Annotated in this window: 18 protein-coding genes; 8 read left to right on the forward strand and 10 right to left on the reverse strand. The window is 70.1% G+C overall.

Annotation, left to right across the window (positions count from 1 at the left end; translation table 11 throughout):
- From DIE08_RS02195 to DIE08_RS02205, 3 genes are all read left to right on the forward strand, one after another.
- On the forward strand, positions 1-96 hold a 96-nt coding region (locus DIE08_RS02195), incomplete at its 5' end, for a hypothetical protein (protein WP_143176360.1).
- Positions 97-310: 214 nt separating this feature from the next.
- Positions 311-1,054 carry an acetoacetyl-CoA reductase gene (phbB, locus tag DIE08_RS02200; protein ID WP_124900901.1) on the forward strand — a complete coding sequence of 248 codons (744 nt, stop codon included), beginning with the start codon at positions 311-313 and terminating at the stop codon, positions 1,052-1,054.
- Between the two features lie 197 nt (positions 1,055-1,251).
- The gene (locus tag DIE08_RS02205; protein ID WP_059683846.1) at positions 1,252-1,452 is read left to right on the forward strand and encodes a hypothetical protein; all 201 of its coding nucleotides are present in this window, start codon (positions 1,252-1,254) and stop codon (positions 1,450-1,452) included.
- Positions 1,453-1,532: 80 nt separating this feature from the next.
- On the opposite strand, the gene DIE08_RS02210 is transcribed toward DIE08_RS02205, so the two are convergent.
- The 10 genes from DIE08_RS02210 to DIE08_RS02255 form a co-directional block, all read right to left on the reverse strand.
- Entirely contained in the window at positions 1,533-1,826 is a 294-nt protein-coding gene (locus DIE08_RS02210) for a hypothetical protein (RefSeq protein WP_124900902.1), read from the reverse strand.
- A gap of 22 nt (positions 1,827-1,848) precedes the next feature.
- Positions 1,849-2,373 carry a hotdog family protein gene (locus DIE08_RS02215; protein ID WP_124900903.1) on the reverse strand — a complete coding sequence of 175 codons (525 nt, stop codon included), beginning with the start codon at positions 2,371-2,373 and terminating at the stop codon, positions 1,849-1,851.
- A complete protein-coding gene (locus DIE08_RS02220) occupies positions 2,370-3,188 on the reverse strand; it encodes a beta-ketoacyl synthase chain length factor (protein WP_124900904.1) in 819 nt (272 codons plus the stop codon). Before DIE08_RS02220 ends, DIE08_RS02215 begins: the two co-directional genes overlap by 4 nt.
- Complete coding sequence (locus tag DIE08_RS02225; protein ID WP_124900905.1) at positions 3,185-4,408, reverse strand: beta-ketoacyl-[acyl-carrier-protein] synthase family protein; 1,224 nt, start codon at positions 4,406-4,408, stop codon at positions 3,185-3,187. Before DIE08_RS02225 ends, DIE08_RS02220 begins: the two co-directional genes overlap by 4 nt.
- 63 nt (positions 4,409-4,471) lie before the next feature.
- Positions 4,472-5,356: a polysaccharide deacetylase family protein gene (locus tag DIE08_RS02230; protein WP_124621257.1), complete on the reverse strand. Its 885-nt coding sequence runs from the start codon at positions 5,354-5,356 to the stop codon at positions 4,472-4,474.
- A complete protein-coding gene (locus tag DIE08_RS02235; protein WP_124900906.1) occupies positions 5,353-7,833 on the reverse strand; it encodes an MMPL family transporter in 2,481 nt (826 codons plus the stop codon). The genes DIE08_RS02230 and DIE08_RS02235 overlap by 4 nt, the downstream gene beginning before the upstream one ends.
- Positions 7,833-8,477, reverse strand: coding sequence for a LolA-related protein (locus tag DIE08_RS02240; RefSeq protein ID WP_059607724.1), 645 nt, complete (start codon positions 8,475-8,477; stop codon positions 7,833-7,835). Before DIE08_RS02240 ends, DIE08_RS02235 begins: the two co-directional genes overlap by 1 nt.
- A complete protein-coding gene (locus DIE08_RS02245) occupies positions 8,474-9,448 on the reverse strand; it encodes an acyl-CoA synthetase (RefSeq protein WP_124900907.1) in 975 nt (324 codons plus the stop codon). Before DIE08_RS02245 ends, DIE08_RS02240 begins: the two co-directional genes overlap by 4 nt.
- The gene (locus DIE08_RS02250; protein ID WP_124900908.1) at positions 9,445-11,205 is read right to left on the reverse strand and encodes an AMP-binding protein; all 1,761 of its coding nucleotides are present in this window, start codon (positions 11,203-11,205) and stop codon (positions 9,445-9,447) included. Before DIE08_RS02250 ends, DIE08_RS02245 begins: the two co-directional genes overlap by 4 nt.
- A gap of 65 nt (positions 11,206-11,270) precedes the next feature.
- Positions 11,271-11,915, reverse strand: coding sequence for a hypothetical protein (locus tag DIE08_RS02255; RefSeq protein ID WP_124900909.1), 645 nt, complete (start codon positions 11,913-11,915; stop codon positions 11,271-11,273).
- Between the two features lie 564 nt (positions 11,916-12,479).
- Here DIE08_RS02255 and DIE08_RS02260 point away from each other — a divergent pair.
- From DIE08_RS02260 to DIE08_RS02280, 5 genes are all read left to right on the forward strand, one after another.
- Entirely contained in the window at positions 12,480-12,764 is a 285-nt protein-coding gene (locus DIE08_RS02260) for a phosphopantetheine-binding protein (protein WP_082722004.1), read from the forward strand.
- A gap of 115 nt (positions 12,765-12,879) precedes the next feature.
- A complete protein-coding gene (fabG, locus tag DIE08_RS02265; protein WP_124621271.1) occupies positions 12,880-13,596 on the forward strand; it encodes a 3-oxoacyl-ACP reductase FabG in 717 nt (238 codons plus the stop codon).
- A 175-nt stretch (positions 13,597-13,771) separates the two neighbouring features.
- A complete protein-coding gene (locus tag DIE08_RS02270; protein ID WP_409360388.1) occupies positions 13,772-14,983 on the forward strand; it encodes an endoribonuclease L-PSP in 1,212 nt (403 codons plus the stop codon).
- Positions 14,984-15,093: 110 nt separating this feature from the next.
- Positions 15,094-15,900, forward strand: coding sequence for a glycosyltransferase family 2 protein (locus tag DIE08_RS02275; protein ID WP_059607714.1), 807 nt, complete (start codon positions 15,094-15,096; stop codon positions 15,898-15,900).
- 150 nt (positions 15,901-16,050) lie between these two features.
- Positions 16,051-16,812: a M48 family metalloprotease gene (locus DIE08_RS02280; protein WP_059607712.1), complete on the forward strand. Its 762-nt coding sequence runs from the start codon at positions 16,051-16,053 to the stop codon at positions 16,810-16,812.
- The last annotated feature ends 111 nt before the right edge of the window (positions 16,813-16,923 follow it).

Genomic DNA, 16,923 nt, shown 5'->3' on the forward strand with positions numbered 1-16,923 from the left:
CTGCACGAGATGGTCAAGCGCGATGCGAAGCGCGGGCTGGCGTCGCTGTGCATCGGCGGCGGGATGGGCGTCGCGCTCGCGGTCGAACGCGGTTGAGCAGGGTCTGACGATATTGCACGCGGACGGCGCCGGCCGGTGCCGCCCGCGTGCGCAGCAACCTTCGCGCGGAACAAGCAACCAACAACAAGCGTGATGTACCGGTGCGCCGTGCCCGCCTTGCGGGTGCCAGCGCATCGCAGCGGTGGGGCGGCAGCATGTGCCATGCCGTCGCTCCGCATCATTGACTACCTTTTTGTCGGTAACTTATAGGATGACTAAGCGAATTGCAGTTGTGACTGGTGGAATGGGCGGCCTCGGCGAAGCGATCAGCATCCGGTTGAACGATGCGGGCCACCGGGTCGTCGTCACGTATTCGCCGAACAACGCGGGCGCCGATCGCTGGCTGACGGAAATGCATGCGGCCGGCCGCGAATTCCATGCGTATCCGGTGGACGTGGCCGACCACGATTCGTGCCAGCAGTGCATCGACACGATCGTGCGGGACGTCGGCCCGGTCGACATCCTGGTGAACAACGCGGGCATCACGCGCGACATGACGCTGCGCAAGCTCGACAAGGTCAACTGGGATGCGGTGATCCGCACCAACCTCGATTCCGTGTTCAACATGACGAAGCCGGTCTGCGACGGCATGGTCGAGCGCGGCTGGGGACGCATCGTCAACATCTCGTCGGTCAATGGCTCGAAGGGCTCGGTCGGCCAGACCAACTACGCGGCCGCGAAGGCCGGCATGCACGGCTTCACGAAATCGCTCGCGCTCGAGATCGCGCGCAAGGGCGTGACGGTGAATACGGTATCGCCGGGCTATCTCGCGACGAAGATGGTGACGGCGATCCCGCAGGACATCCTCGATACGAAGATCCTTCCGCAGATTCCGGCGGGACGGCTCGGTCAACCCGAGGAAGTCGCGGCGCTGATCGCGTATCTGTGCTCGGAGGAGGCCGGCTTCGTGACGGGCTCCAACATCGCGATCAACGGCGGCCAGCACATGCACTGACGCGCGGCGGCCCGGGCGGCGTTCGCGCGCGCCCGGGCCGTGCTCCCGCTGTATCCAGCGCCGGGATGGCGCGGCATGCGCGCGGTGACGGATCACGGACGCAGGTTCGCCGCGCATGCGGCGGGCCGTGTGCGCCCGCGCTCCGACTGCCGCGTCGCGGCACGCGCGCCGCCCCGGCCTCGCATTCCGGAGGAGGCATGGGTGACACCTGGATGGGACTCGCGATCGGCGGCTCGGCACTGGCCGTCGCGCTGACGATGGCGATCGCGCTTCACTGGCTCGAGCGGCGCCGTGCGCGGCTGCTGCGCAACTTCGATCCTCTCGATTGCTGGCTCGTCGCGTATGGCAAGCGACTCGCGCGCGGGCCGGCGCGTCGCACGCGTAGCGGCGCGCGCTGACGGAGGCGGTGCGGCAACGGCGCGTTCACGCGTCGTGCCGCATCGCGCGCGCTCGTGTGCGGTACGCGGAACGCCCGCGCTCAATCGCTGCTTTTCGCCGAACCTTCGCCGGAATCGTTCTTGTGGAAGATCCGCTTCGTCGTGCGCTTGGTGGCATCCCAGCCCTCGCGCGACGCGTGCGCGATGCCGTGGCCGACCGTCTTCGCGGCGCTCGCGGTTGCGTGGCCGAAGCTTCGCGCGGCCGCGCCGGTCTTGTGCGCAGCTTCTTTCGAATCGCGCTTGATGTCCTGCTTCACTTCCGACATGTCCGCGTGCGCGATCGGGCTGATCAACGCGAGAACGAACGCGGTGCAAATGAACTGACGTGCTTTCACGACCTGGTTTCCTTGGGGCTAGTCATCGAGGGTCCGCGCGGCCGGCAGGCGGCGGAACGAATACGCCGGCGGCCGATGCATCGAGCATCACCGCGGCACGGCCGCCGAGCAGCACGCGCTCGCCGCAGCGCAGCGTAAAGCCGTACAGCACGGAGCGGTCGTCGCCGCCGATGCGCTCGGCGTCGACGATCAGCGGCAGCTCGAACGTGTCGAGCCGATCGACGAACGCGTCGACGTTGCGCACGCTCGCCAGATAGCCGGCGCGCGGCCGCGCAGGTTCCGTCAGCGCGTGTTGCGTACCGACCAGCGCGCCGTGCACGGCCATCGCCTGTGCCGCGTATTCGATTCCGCAGACCGATGCGAGCCGGCCGTGCGAGCGAAGCGGGTTGTGCGGATCGCGATGGCTCGTCGCGCTGCAGCGGATCCGCACGGCATCCCATGCATCGACGCGATCGAGCAAGCACATCGCGCCTTCGTGCGGAATGTGCGCGGCGATCCATGCGCGATCGAGCGTTGCCGTCGTCAGCGCAGGCATCTGCGTCGTCATTGCGCGCGCTCCGCCGTGGGATTCGCCAGCGCGATATCGACCTGCACGCGCGTATCGTCCAGATAGTCGAGCACGACGCTCGCCGTGTGCCGAGCGGCGAGCGCGTCGAGCAGCGGCAGTGCGCGCGCGGCCGGATTGCCGGTGCGCAGCGCGTCGAGTTCGGGGTTCGCGAGCGTCGTCGCCGGCGCGTCGGTGAGCTGCACGTCGATGCGCGCGAGCGTGCGTTCGCTCGCGTCGGGCACGAGCACGAGCGCGACGCCGAATGCGTCGACGATCGGTCGCACCGCACGCAGCGGCTCCGGATAGTCGGTGTCGTAGGCGATCAGCAGGCTCGGCACATGATCGACCGCGACCTGGCACAGGCTCTCCAGCAAGCCCGCGGCAAAGCTGCCGTCGTGAGCGCACAGCACGTTCGACGTCGCCATCGCGCGGGTCGCGATGCTCCAGTAGCCGGCCGGCGCGTTGTGCACGGAGTTGTGAAAGCGGGTGGGCGACAGGTGGCGATCGTCGCCGGCGAGGGTCTCGCAGATCGCGTGGCAGTTCTGACCGTCGCCGCCGGACGCGCTGAACACGGTCGCGAGCGTGGCGGCATCGCGCCCGCTCGCGGCTGCCGCCTCGAGGCCGACCGCAAGCGCGACGCGCACGACGGGGCCGGTGCGGCGGCGTTCCGCCGGCGGCAGGCTGGCGGGCGGCGGCAGCACGGTGCGCGCGCTCGCATAGGCCGCGCGGCCCGCGAGCACGTCGGCCGCGTGCGGCCAGTCGTTCAATCCCGGCCCGACGAGGCCGACACTTTCGATGAAGGCGGTGAGGGTCATGTCGGCTCCCGGCGGCGGGCATGCTCGGCGCGGCCGAGGATCAGGCTGCAGTTCGTGCCGCCGAATCCGAACGAATTCGACAGGACCGCACGCACGCGCGCCGCGCGGCTCGCGAGCACGTAGTCGGAGGCCAGCGCCGGGTCGGGCTGCGTCGTGTTGACGCCGGCCGGCACGAACTGCTCGCGCAGCGCGATCGCGGCGACGACCGCTTCGAGCGCGCCGGCCGCACCGAGCGTGTGCCCGGTCGCCCCCTTCGTCGAGCTGCACGGCGTGCGCGCGAGCAGCGCGCCGACGGCGCGGCTTTCGGCGGCATCGTTGCTGGGCGTCGCGGTGCCGTGCAGGTTCACGTAGTCGATGTCGCCTGCCGCGAGGCCGGCCGACGCGAGTGCCTGTTCGATTGCGATGCGCGCGCCGAGCCCTTCCGGATGCGGCGACGACATGTGATGCGCATCGCTCGATTCGCCGATGCCGAGCAGCAGGATCGCGTCGTCGTCGAGCGCGGCGCGTGTATCCGGCACGCGTTCGAGCAGCGCGAACGCAGCCGCTTCGCCGATCGAGATGCCGTCGCGCGCGACGTCGAACGGCCGGCACGGCCTGCGCGACAGCAGTTCGAGCGAATTGAAGCCGTACAGCGTCGTCAGGCACAACGAATCGACGCCGCCGACGACGGCCGCATCGATCAGCCCCGCTTCGATCATCCGGCGCGCGGAGCCGAATACCTTCGCGCCGGACGAACACGCTGACGAGATCGCCATCGCCGGTCCGCGCAGCGCGAAATACGCGCGCACGAACGCGGCCGGCGAATACGGGTTGTGCGTGTGCGCATAGCGGAACCCTGCGGGCAGCGCGCCGCTCGCCGGATCGCGTTGCGCGTACGCGCGTTCGGTCTCGAGGATGCCGGACGTGCTCGTGCCGATGAACACGCCGACGCGCGCGGCGCCATGGCGCGATACGGCCGCCGCGACGCGTGCGTCGAAGCCGTCCTGGACGAGGCCGAGTTGTGCGAGGCGGTTGTTGCGGCAGTCGAAGTCGGCCAGATCCGTGCGCACGGGATGCGCATCGACGCCGTCCACCGCGCCGATCCAGGTGTCGAGATCGGCGCGTTCGAAGTCGCACGGCGTGAGCCCGCCGCGTGCGTTGCGCAGCGCGTCGACGGTCGCATCGAGGCCGCTGCCGATGCAACTGGTGGCGGTGAAGTGCGAGAGCAGGAGAGGTTTCACGAGGGTCGTATCCGGTGGCCGGAACGGGCGCCGCAGCAGGGCTGGCGGGCGCGCCGGGCAGGGTCAGATTTTATCAAACGGGGGGGCCGGCGTGCCGGGCTGGGCGGGCGATTCGGGCGCGAGCGCGGCGCGCAGCGTGGTCCACTGCAACTGCGCATCGGCGGCGGCGCGCAGCAGCGCCGGCAGCACGTCGAGCACGACCGGTTCGCCGCGCGCGTCGCGTGCCGCGTGGCCGTCGTGCACGAGCAGGATGTCGCGCGGCGCCAGACCGTCGAGCAGGCGCCGCGTGACGATGTCCGCGTCGCTCGCGCGCGTGTCGAAGCCGCGGCGCGTCCAGCTGGCGAGCTGCAGGCCGAGCTCGCACAGCACCGGCTCGAGAAATGGATTGCGCAGGCCGGCCGGCGCGCGGAAGAAGCGCGGGCGCGTGCCGGCGATCTCGGTCAGCGTCTGCTGCGCGGCCGCGATCTCGCGCCGCAGCGCGGCGGGCCCCGACAGCGAGAACGTATGCCGGTGCCGCTGGCTGTGGTTCTCGACCGCATGGCCGCGCGCGACGATCGCTTCGATCCACCGCGGATGGCGGCGCGCGAGATCGCCGATGCAGAAGAACGTCGCGCGCGCATCGTGACGATCGAGCAGGTCGAGCACACGCGGCGTGACGTCGGGGTCCGGGCCGTCGTCGATCGTCAACGCGATCCGGCGGCCGGCGCCGTCCGGCAGGCGCGTCCAGTTCGGTCCGAGCAGCGCGCTGCGCGGCCACAGGCCGGCGGCAGTCAGCGCGAGATGCGACGCGACCACGCCGCCGGCTGCCCACGGCCATGCAGCCGGTTGCGCGACGACGGCCGCGAGCGCGCCCGCGTGCAGCGCGGCAGTACCCGCGATCAGCGGCGTCGGTTTCCAGCGGCGCGCATCGCCCGGCTGCCGCGGTGGAACGGACGACGGCGCATTCATGCGCGGGCTCCTGTCAGGTGGGGACGAGCGCTGCTCGTCGCTGCGGCGCGTGGCGCGAGAATCGCGGCGAACGCGAGCGCGAGCATCGCGCCAGGGCCGACGGTCAGCCCGAAGGTTTCGAGCAGCGGCACGCGCGACAGCGCGAGCAGGCCGAAGCCGGCCACCGTCGCGAGGTTCGCGATCAGCAGCGACACGAGCGTGTGCGGCGTGACCGGTTGTGCGTCGTCGCGCTTGTTGAAGAACAGCGCATAGTTCGAGCCGACCGCGACGATCAGCAGCATCCCGACGAGATGCAGGATGGTCAGCGGCACGCCGGCGAGCGCGAAGCCGGCCGTCACCACCAGCACGGCCGCGACCAGCGGCGCGAGCGCGCGCACGACGCGACGCGGCGAGCGCAGCGCGATCAGCAGCAGCACGGCGATCGCCGCGAAACCCGCGAGCGACAGCCGGATGTCCTCGTGCACGTAGTTCACGTACAGGCGGTCGGCCTCGGCCTTCATGTCGACGAACAGCGCATCCGGCACGCCGGCGCGCGCGACCGCCGCGCGGATCGACGCGGCATCGAGCGCCGGCGTGGCCGCCGACGCGGTACGTGCGGCATCAGGCGCGCGCAGCGGCAACATCGCGCTCCAGCGGCCCGCGCGCTCGGTCAGCAGCGCGTCGACGGCGAGCGCCATCGACGTGCCGCGCAGGTCCGCGCGCGTGATCGGCGGCGCGCGGCGTGCGGTCTCGACATCGGCGATGAACGGTGCGAACAGCTCGGGCCGGACCGAGATCGGCTGGTTCGCGACGGCCGCCCGCATGCGCGTGGCAAGCACGTCCGCGTCCGGCAGGCTCGCCTGGCGCGCGCGCTGCGCGGCTTCGCTCGGCAGATAGCGCGCGGGACTTTCGAAGCCCGCGAGCGTGCCGCGATCGACGAGCGGCTGCAATTGCGCGGCGACCTGTTCCGCGCGTTCGAGCGCGGCCTGTTCGGTCGGCGCGGAAATCATGACGAGGTAGCGCACGTCCGGCGCGCCGACATCGGCGCGCAGGCGTGCGTCGAGTGCCTGCGCGCGGGCGGGAACGGGGCTCAGCGCTGCAAGCTCGCGGCTCCACAGGCCGTCGCGATGCAACACGAGCGTCGCGCACGCGGCGAGCACGAGCGCGGCGAGCGGCCAGCGCAGCCGCGGCGCCGCGGCGGCCGCACGCGCGAGCACCGCGCCGACGCGCGACACGTCGCGAATCGCGACGTGCTCGCCGCGCAGGTGAGGCAGCACGAAGCGCGTGACGAGCGCGGCGGCCGTCAACCCGGCGATCGAGTACAGCCCGAGCTGCACGAGGCCCGGAAAACCGGAGAACAGCATCGACGCAAAGCCGCACACGGACGTCAGTACGCCGAGCCTGATCGTCGGCCAGTACGTGGCGACCCATGCGCGCGTCGCGTCGGCAGGCCGCGCGGTGCCGCGCGCGCCGACCTGCGCCGATTGCACGAACAGGTAGATCGAATAGTCGACGGCTTCGCCGATCAGTGTCGTGCCGAAGCCGAGCGTCAGCCCGTGGACCGTGCCGAACACGATGCTGACCGCCGCGATGCCGGCCGCGATGCCTGTCAGCACCGGCAGCAGCCCCAGCGCGAGCGTGCGCGGCGAGCGGTACAGCGTCATCAGCAGCGCGACGATCAGCACGACGCTCGCCGTCGACAGCCGCTCGACGTCGTGCCGGATCGTGTCGCGCGTGTCGACCGAGAACACGCCGGGGCCGGTCATCGCGAGCGTGTACGCGGCGCGGTTCGACAGCGTCTGCGTCGCGGCCGAGAACGCGTGGCGCACCGCGTCGATCGCGCGCGCCTGCGCGTCGGTGTCGGAGCCGGCGGCGGCCGTCTGCACGACCAGCACCGCGCGCGTGCCGTCGCGCGACGTCCACACGCCATCGCGCATCGCGGGTTGCGCGCCGCTGTCGAGCTGGTCGACGAGCGCGGTCACTTCGCCGGTCGGGTCGCGCGGCAACATCGCCTTCGCGACGAGGCCCGCCGACGAGCTCAGCAGGTCGAGGCTGTCGCCGAGCGCCTGGTGCAGGCCGCCCGCGCTGAAGCGTTGCGGCGAGACGGCCGGGCTCAGCAGATAACGATGGTCGAACACGAACTGCCGGTCTTGCACGTCGTTGACCGCTTCGCCGTTGTTGATCGCCGAGAATTGCCGGTCGGCGCGCAGCGTGCCGGCGACGCGCCGCGACAGCGCGGCGCGCGTGGCCGCATCACCGCCGTCGATCGCGACGAGGATCAGCCGCGACACGATGCCGTCACGCAGTTGATCGACGAGCACGCGCTGCCCGGCGCTCGGCGCGCTCGGCAGGAATGCGGACAGGTCAGCCGTGAAATTCGCACGGGCGATCGCGATCCCGCATGCGACGAGCGCAACCAGCCACACGAGCACGGCGCGCTGCCGCCACGCGGACGGGCGATGCGCGACGGGGGCGGTCGGCCGGGTGCGCTCGTCCATCACTTCGCCGGGACGGGTTGCAGGCGCATCGTCGAATGGTCGCCGTCGGCCTGCCGGATCGCGACGCTGCGCAACTCGTCGCGCGAGCCCTCGAGCGTGATCGTGCTGACGACCTTCAGCATCCGCGAATCGAGCGGTGTGAGCATCAGCGTCCAGTCGTCGCCGCGACCGGCGAGTGCGACCTTGTAGACCTGCTCGAGCGCGTAACGATTGCCGGCGAGCGTCGCGCGGATGCTGTCGATGAACGCGCCGAGTTCCGGATAGCGCGCGAGCGCGAGTGTGTACTTGCGGTTGTTGCGCTCGACGGTGAGCATGTCGCCGTCGACGACGAGATGTTCGGGCTTCGGGCTCAGCGTGTGCTTCTCGAGGTGGTCGGGCGCGACGAACACGAGTTCGCCCGACGATTCGAGCGGTTGCGCGGCGATCGATAGCGTCTTCGTCTCGATGAACGTTGCGCGTCCGGACTTGTGCTGCGCGAGCGTCGACATCAGCCGGTCGAGGGTCCACGCCGCACCGGTGTCGGCCGCGTGCGCGGGCAGCGCGAGCGCGACGGCGGCCGTGATGGCGAACGTGCGCGCCGAGCGGCGCAGCGCGGGCGCGGACGGTAGCGGGAACAGCGACAGGAAGCGGAGAACGGCGGTCATGCGTCGGAATCCCTCGTGGCGGACAGGTTGCCGCACGCGCGAGCATCGTCGCGGCGCGCGGCGGCCGTGCCGGTCTGCCAGAAATCGAAATAGTTGAACCAGTTGTACGGGGCCGCGCGGCAATACCTGTCGAGCAGTGCGACGTAGCGCGCGAGCGCCGCGTCGACGGCCGCCGCGCGCGCGTCGCGGCGCACGTCGGAGAAATCGGCGAGCGTCTCGAAGTGCACGTCATAGCGGTTGCCGTCGCGATAGAGGCCCGTCATGAACAGCACCGGGCGCCGCAGCATCGCGGCCATGTACAGCGGCCCGAGCGGGAACGCGGCCGGTGCGCCGAGCAGCGGCAGCCGCCGCATCGAGGTTGCTGCATCGTCGAGCAGCGTGCGGTCGGCGAGCATGCCGACCATGCAGTTCGCGTCGAGACGCTCGCGCACCTTCAGCATCGAGTCGACCTGCCCGAGCGGAATCACGTCCGGTTTCGCGGCCGGGTTCACGGCGGCGAGCGTCGCGTTGATCTTGCGCGCGTTCTCTTCGAACATCGTGACGACGACGCGCAGGTCAGGACGCGTGCGGCCGATCGCGCGCACGACTTCGAAGCTGCCGAGGTGCGCGCCCATCAGGAATGCGCCGCGCCCGCCGGCGAGCGCATCGTCGACCCGCGTTTCGCCATGCAGCCGGATGTCGAACAGGTCGAAGCGGCCGTTCATCAGGTAGATGCGGTCGTGGATCGTCGCCGCGAACGTGAACACGTGCCGGTACACGTCGCGCCAGCGCACTGGACGGTCGAGCACGCGGCGCAGATAGTCGCGTGACGCCGAGCAGGCGGCCGGCGAGAACAGCACGAAATAGGTCGCGATGGCGTGCAGCACGACACGCGACGGCCGCCGGCCGAACCGCAGCGAGATCCAGGTCATCGCGCGCAGCAACGCCGCGTTGCTGCGTTCCTGGCGCTCGGCCCATGCGGTGCGCTTCATGGCCGTGCACCCTCCGGCGCGGCGGCCGGTGCGGACAGCACGCCGGTGGCGACGTCGCGTGCGCCGGCGCGCAGCGTGAAGCGGATCGCGCCGCCGGCCGCTGCATCGAACGCGAGATCGAGCGGCTCGCCGGGCGCGACCGGGCTCAGGAATTTCGCGGAAGCCAGCCGCCACGTGTGCAGCGGGCGGTTCAGCGACGCACCGAGCGCGGCGATCGCGTGATCGAGCAGCACGACGCCCGGCACGATCGGATGACCGGGGAAATGACCGGGCAGTGCCGGGTGATCGGCGGGAATCGTGAACGCGAGCGGCGCAGCCGTCACGACGCGCGCGCTCGCTTCAGCCGCGGCGGCCCGCGTGTGCCGTGCGACGAGCGCGGCGAGCACGTCGCGCGGCAGCTTGCCCGTTTCGTTGCGCGGCAAAGCGTCGACGAACACGAGCGGACGCGGCATGAACGCGGGATCGATCCGTTCGCGCAGCGCGCGCTGCAGGTCGGCCGCGGCGAGCGTCGGCGCGACCACGAGCGCGACGAGCCGCGTGACCGGTTCGCGGGTCGCATCGGCATCGGCCGGCGTGGCGTCGTCCGGCATGAAGAACACGCCGTCGACGACGTCGGCGATCGCGTTCAATTGGTGATTCAGATAGGCGAGCGACGTGCGCTTGCCCGCGATGTTGACGAGGTCTGCCTTGCGGCCGTGCAGCAGGAAGCGGCCGTCGCCGAGCAGTTCGAGCGCATCGCCCATCGGCACGGGGGTTTCGACGTGTCCGCCCGACGCCCACACGGTCGGACCGCTGTCGTCGCCTGCGGTGTCGCGGCCCGGCGCGTCATGTGCCGGGCGTGCGTCGAGGCGGATGCCCGGGAACAGCTGCCACGTCGCGCCTTGCGACGTGCGGCGCGTCGCGATCTGGCCGGTCTCGGTGCTGCCGTAGATCTCGACGAGCGGCGCATCGAGCGCGGCCTCGGCTTCGCACGCGAGCTTTTCCGACAGCGGCGCGGTGGCGGACAGCACGAGCGCGGCCGGCGGCAGCGCATGGCCGGCCGACAGCAGTGCGCGCAGGTGAATCGGCGACGTGACGAGCACGCGCGGCTGCGGGATCGCGGCGAGTTCGTCGCGAATGTCGACGGGGTAGAACGGCTGGCGGTTGCTGAACGCGAGGCCGCCGATCAGTGCGAGCAGCACCGTCGACTCGAAGCCATACATGTGTTGCGCGGGCACGGTGCCGATCAGCGTGGCCGCGCGGCCGTCGAGCAGGCCGAGGCGGTCGGCCGCCGCGCGCACGCAGCCGACCAGGAAGCCCCAGGTCTTGCGATGCGGTACCGGCGCGCCGGTCGAGCCCGACGTGAACACGTACGCCATGATTCGCGACGCGTCGATCTGCGGCACCACGCACGGCGTGTCGTCGAGGCGGTCGACGGGTGCGGCGTCCGGATAGGCGAAGCGCGGCAGGTCGATCGTGCAGTCCGGCGCGTCGTGCAGGCAGAATGCGTCCGGTGCGAACGACGCGAGCTGGCGCACCATCTCCGGCGTGTGTGTCGACGGCAGCAGGCTGATCCTGCCGGTGACGAGCGCCGCGCACAGGCTGACCGCGAAGCGGTAGCGATCGCGGCACACGTTGAACACGTGGCCGCCGGCGGGCAGCGCAGCGGCCACGCGCGCGACGTCGGCGACGAACACGCGCACGCTGACGGGCGTGCCGTCGCGCCAGGCAATCACCTGGTCCGGCGAGGAATGGAACACCAGCGGGTAAGTCGGCATAAATCGGTGAAAGCGGGAGACGGTCACCGGCGCGGCCGCGATGCGGCGCCGCGCCGGTCATGAATTCATCGTGACGGCTGCGTCGACGCGCGGTACGCGCGCACCGCGTCGATCATCCTCGGCCGTGCGTCGTGCGGCAGTGCGAAGCGCCGGCACGCATGCTCGGCGGCGAACATCACCGCGACGAGCGGCAGCGACAGGTAGTTCGCGAACGTCGACCATGCGACGATCGGCGCGGTCGCGAACAGCAGCGTCGACACGGCGGCGATCGCGACGAAGAACAGCGTCCATGCGAACGTGATGCGCCGCGTGTAGATCGCGACGGCCGGCGTGATCGTGCCGTGGATCATGGTCGCGAAGCGTGTGCACAGCGGCACTTGGCCGGCCGCGAGCGTGCGGCCGAACAGCAGCGCCAGCGCGAGGTTGAAGCTCGCGTGCTCCAGATACAGGCCCCATTCGAAATGGCGCGCGAGCGGAATGCGCGTGGCCCACAGCGCGGCCGCGGCGAGCAGCCATGCGGACACCAGCCATCCACGCCTCGGCGAGCGCAATGCCGCGCCGAGCGCGAGCAGCAGCGGCGGCACGAGCGCCATCGCGAGGCCGAAGCCGTGCGCGCCGGGAGTCGCGGCCGCGTAGTGCGCGCCGATCTGGTACGCCGCCACCGCGGCGACCGCGCCGACGCCGCGTGCGATGCCGAGCGGCGAGGTCATCGCGGCGCTCCGGGCGCGCGGCGCGTGCGCGCATTGCTGTCGTCCGTCGCGGCGCGGCGGCGGACGGGCGGGCAAACCGGGGCGAGACGAATGGACGGGCGCGGCATGGCTGCTGGAAACATCGGACGGATCGGGGCCGGACGCATTCGTCGGGCCGTCAAACATCATATGAATGGCGGCCGGGACGCGTGTCCGGGCCGGCTGTCGTGCATGCACATTTTAGGGCCGCGGCGCGGCGGTTCGAGGTCGACGCAGCCGGGTTTTGTAACCGAATGTATGGCAGCGCACTGAACCTTTCGCGGCGGCGATTCATTTCCGCCCGAAGCGGCTCAAGCGTCTGCTGCGATCGGGGCCCGAAACCGGCTGCGGCGGGGGCCTTCAGTCTGTAACCAATCCCCGTATACGTGCCGATACCCATCGTCTAGAATCCGCGTAACTTTTACAAACGACCCCCAATAACGCAGGCGGGGAAGCCGGCAGACGCCGGAGGGACGGAGATTCGCGCGCGCTTCGCACGCGCCGGGCGTGCACGACGATTGCCGTTTCCGGGTGCCTCCCGCTGCCATGGGCCGCCTGCCCGCAAGCATGATGAACGCACTGGAACAAGAGCTCGCCACGCTGATCATCGGCGAACTGAATCTCGAAGACGTCCCGCTCGAAACGGTGACGGCCGGGACCCCGCTGTATGGCGAGGGCTTCGGGCTCGACTCCATCGACATCCTGGAAATCGCGCTGCTGATCTCGAAGAAATACGGCTTCGAGCTGCGCTCGGACAATCCGGACAACCAGAAGATCTTCGCGACGCTCGGCGCGCTTGCCGAGTACGTCGCCGCGCATCGCACCAAGTGACGGCGGCGCGCGCGAACGCGACGCGGCACGCAGACGATGACGGCACGCGGCGGCGGTCGCTGGACGAACCACGGCCGCGTCGATCGAGAGGAAACGCCATGAACGGAGCAATGCGATGCGGGCGCTCGTAACGGGTGGCAGCGGCGCACTCGGGCAGGCGATCTGCGCGGCGCTCGCGCAGGCCGGCCACGAAGTCTGGGTGCACGCGAACCGGAATCTCGCGCAGGCGGAGGCGGTCGCGCAGCAGATCGTCGCGGCCGGCGGCACCGCGCATGCGATTGCATTCGACGTGACCGACGCCGATGCGACGCTCGCCGCGCTCGCGCCGTTCATCGACGACGCACCGGTGCAGATCCTCGTCAACAACGCGGGCATTCACGACGACGCACCGATGGCCGGCATGTCGCGCCGGCAGTGGCATAGCGTGATCGACGTGACGCTCAACGGTTTTTTCAACGTGACGCAGCCGTTGCTGCTGCCGATGATCCGCACGCGGCGCGGCAGGATCGTCAACATCGCGTCGGTCGCCGGCGTGACCGGCAACCGCGGGCAGGTCAACTACGCGGCCGCGAAGGCGGGGCTGATCGGCGCGACGAAGTCGCTGTCGCTGGAGCTCGCGTCGCGCGGCATCACGGTGAATGCGGTCGCGCCCGGCATTATCGAATCGCCGATGGCCGACCCTGCATTTCCCGCCGAACGGATCAAGCAGCTCGTGCCGGTGCAACGCGCGGGCCGGCCCGACGAAGTCGCGGCGATGGTCGCGTATCTGGTATCCGATGCGGCCGCTTATGTGACGGGACAAGTGTTGTCCGTCAACGGCGGGCTCGCATGACGACGCGCGCGGCGTCGGCCTGACGCGAAGCAACGGCGCGCAACGCGGCGCGTGACCACGACGCCGCGAGCCCGCACCGCATAGTGAGGAAATCGAAGTGTCAGTGTATCCAGTCGACGCCGAACGGCGAGCATGTTCCCCGTCGTCCGCCACGACCGCGGTCGCGCGCGAACACATGACAGGCGGAGCCGCCGCATCGCGAGCGGGCATCTCGCCCGCCGCGAACGGCGGCAACCGTGCGCTGCGACTCGTCCAGATCGATCATGCGCGGCTGGCTGCGCTGCTGCACGATGCGCGGCAGCGGGGCGACGCATTCGACCACGTGTTTCCCGGTGCGCTCGGTGCGGTCTGCATCGGTGCGGCTGGCGCGCCGACCGACGCGATGGCCAGCATGCTTGCCGCCGCCGCGCCCGACCTGCCGAGCGCACCGGTGCAGATGGCGCTGCTCGACGCCGGCGGCCACGCACGCGCCGGTGCGGTCTGCGAAATCTGGCAGTGCGACGCGCCCGATCTGCGCAGCGAGCGACGCGGCGCACTGCAGTATCGCTACAGCCAAACGGCGGGGCTCGTGTTCGGCAGCATCGTCGTGCAGGAAGAGCAGAAAGCGGCCGATGCGGATCGCGACGGCGGCACGCCGCTCGAGCGCGCGACATACGATGCATACCGCGCGCTGTTCGACGTGCTCGATGCGCTCGGCATTGCGTATCCGCTGCGAATCTGGAATACCGTGCCCGCGATCAACGCGCTGCAGTTCGGGATCGAGCGCTATCGTCAGTTCAATATCGGCAGGCAGCGCGCGTTCGACGCGTGCCGTCGCGCGCTGACGGGCAGCGTGCCGGCGGCCTGCGCGCTTGGCTCGGTCGTGCCCGTCACGGGCGACACGCCGCCGGCCGCGCCGCTCGCGATCCATTTCATCGCGACCCGCACGCCGGCCGATCCGGTCGAGAACCCGCGCCAGGTCAGCGCGTATCACTACCCGGCGGAGTACGGCCCGCGTGCGCCGACGTTCGCGCGCGCGGCCGCGTGGCCGGGCGACGATGCCGCGCCGCTGCTGTTCGTGTCGGGCACCGCCAGCATCGTCGGGCATCGGACCGTGCATCGTGGCGATATCGTCGCGCAAACACGCGAGACGATCGCGAACCTGGCCGCCGTGCTCGAGCAGGCCGCGCGACAGGGGCACGGCCCGTTCGCGCTCGCCGACCTGAACTACCGCGTCTACGTGCGCGACGCCGGCGATGCCGTGGCGCTCGCCGCGATCGAACGCGCGCTGCGCGATGCGGCGGGCTCCGGCGTGCGGCCGTTGTTCGTCCACGCGGACGTGTGCCGCGACGATCTGCTGGTCGAGATCGAAGCGAGCGCCGGCCATCCGCTGGAGCACCTGTCGTGAAGCGCGCGGGCCTGTCGCTGCGCGAAGGCGGCGTCGACGAAGCCTGTCGGCAGTCGCCTGCAGGTCATAAACTTTTGTCAGGATCCTCGTCTTCGCAATCGGCCGTTCCCATGTTCAAGCTGCACGCCTCGTCCACCCATCTCGTACTTATTCCGAGCTACAACCCGGGCGTCAAGGTCGACACGACCGTGCGCAACGCCCGCGCGCAGTGGAACCCGGTGTGGGTCGTCGTCGACGGCAGTACCGACGGCAGCGCCGAGCGGCTGCAGGCGATGGCCGAGCGCGACCCCGGGCTGCGAGTGATCGTGCTGCCGGAGAACCGCGGCAAGGGCGCCGCGGTGCTGGCCGGGCTCGACGCGGCGGCCGCAAGCGGCTTCACGCACGTGCTGACGATGGACTCCGACGGCCAGCATCCGGCCGACCTGATTCCCGAATTCATGGCCGCGTCGCAGGCGGCGCCGGATGCGATGGTGCTGGGCCTGCCGAAGTTCGACGCGAGCGCGCCGCAGCTGCGCGTGCAGGGCCGGCGGCTGTCGAACGGATGGGCCGACCTCGAGACGCTATGGGCCGGGATCGGCGATTCGCTGTACGGCTTCCGCGTGTACCCGGTCGCTCCGCTCGCCGCGATCATGCATCGCCAGCCGTGGATGCGCGGTTTCGACTTCGATCCGGAAGCCGCCGTGCGGCTGTGCTGGGCCGGGGTTCGACCGATCCGCATCGAAGCGCCGGTGCGCTACTTCGGCGCGCACGAGGGCGGCGTGTCGCATTTCCACTATGGCCGCGACAACGCGCTGCTCGCGTGGATGCACCTGCGGCTCTTCGCCGGTTTTGTGGTGCGGCTGCCGATGCTGGTTGCGCGGCGGCTCACGCGCCGGTCGCGTTCGACGTTCAGCCGGTCATCCGGTCACGGCGATTGATGACCTGATTGCTATCAAATGACTGAGTAATCTCGCCGTTCGTTTCGAATCGGTGAGTAATCAAGCTGTCATTTGATGTAAACGTCTGGTAATTTTCTGCCGAATTATGCAAAATCCCCGCTTCCAAATACAACTACCGAGGGATCCGGGATGCATATCAAGAAAGCGGCGGCAGCGTGTGGCATGGCGTTCCTGTTGAGCGCATGCGGCGGCGTGCAGAATCTCGACGCGAACAGCCTGACGTCGGCGGGGACCAGCCTGTTCAAGGCGGCGACGCTGTCGGACACCGACATCGCGGCGCTGTCGAACGACTCGTGCAAGGCGAGCGACGCCGAATCGAAGATCGCCGCGCCGAATAGCGCGTACTCGAAGCGCCTGACGAAGGTGATGAAGGGCTTCGGCGACATGACGCTGAACGGCCAGAAAATCAACTACAAGGTCTACGTGACCAAGGACGTCAACGCGTGGGCGATGGGCAACGGCTGCGTGCGCGTGTACAGCGGCCTGATGGACATGATGAACGACGACGAACTGCGCGGTGTGATCGGTCATGAAATGGGCCACGTCGCGCTGGGTCACTCGAAGAAGGCGATGCAGACCGCCTACGCGGTCAGCGCGGCACGCACCGCGGCCGGTGCGGCATCGCCGGGCGTCGCGGCCCTGACGAGCTCGCAGCTCGGCGACATCACCGAGAAGTTCATCAACGCGCAATTCTCGCAGACGCAGGAAAGCGCGGCCGACGACTACTCGTTCGACCTGATGAAGCAGAAGAACATGAACCAGAAGGGCCTCGTCACCGCGTTCCAGAAGCTTGCACAGCTCGATGGCGGCAAGAGCTCGATGATGAGCTCGCACCCGTCGTCGGCTAGCCGTGCGCAGCACATCCAGGATCGCATCGCGAAGGGCAGCTGATCGCCGCCTGGTGCGCCGGCCGCGTTCGGCGCCCGGGATGAACGAAACCCCACGCTCTTGCGGGCGTGGGGTTTTTGTTTTTCGGGGAACCGGAAAAGGGCTGTGCCTCTT

Source organism: Burkholderia sp. Bp9004, from assembly GCF_003858025.1.
Lineage (GTDB): Bacteria > Pseudomonadota > Gammaproteobacteria > Burkholderiales > Burkholderiaceae > Burkholderia > Burkholderia diffusa.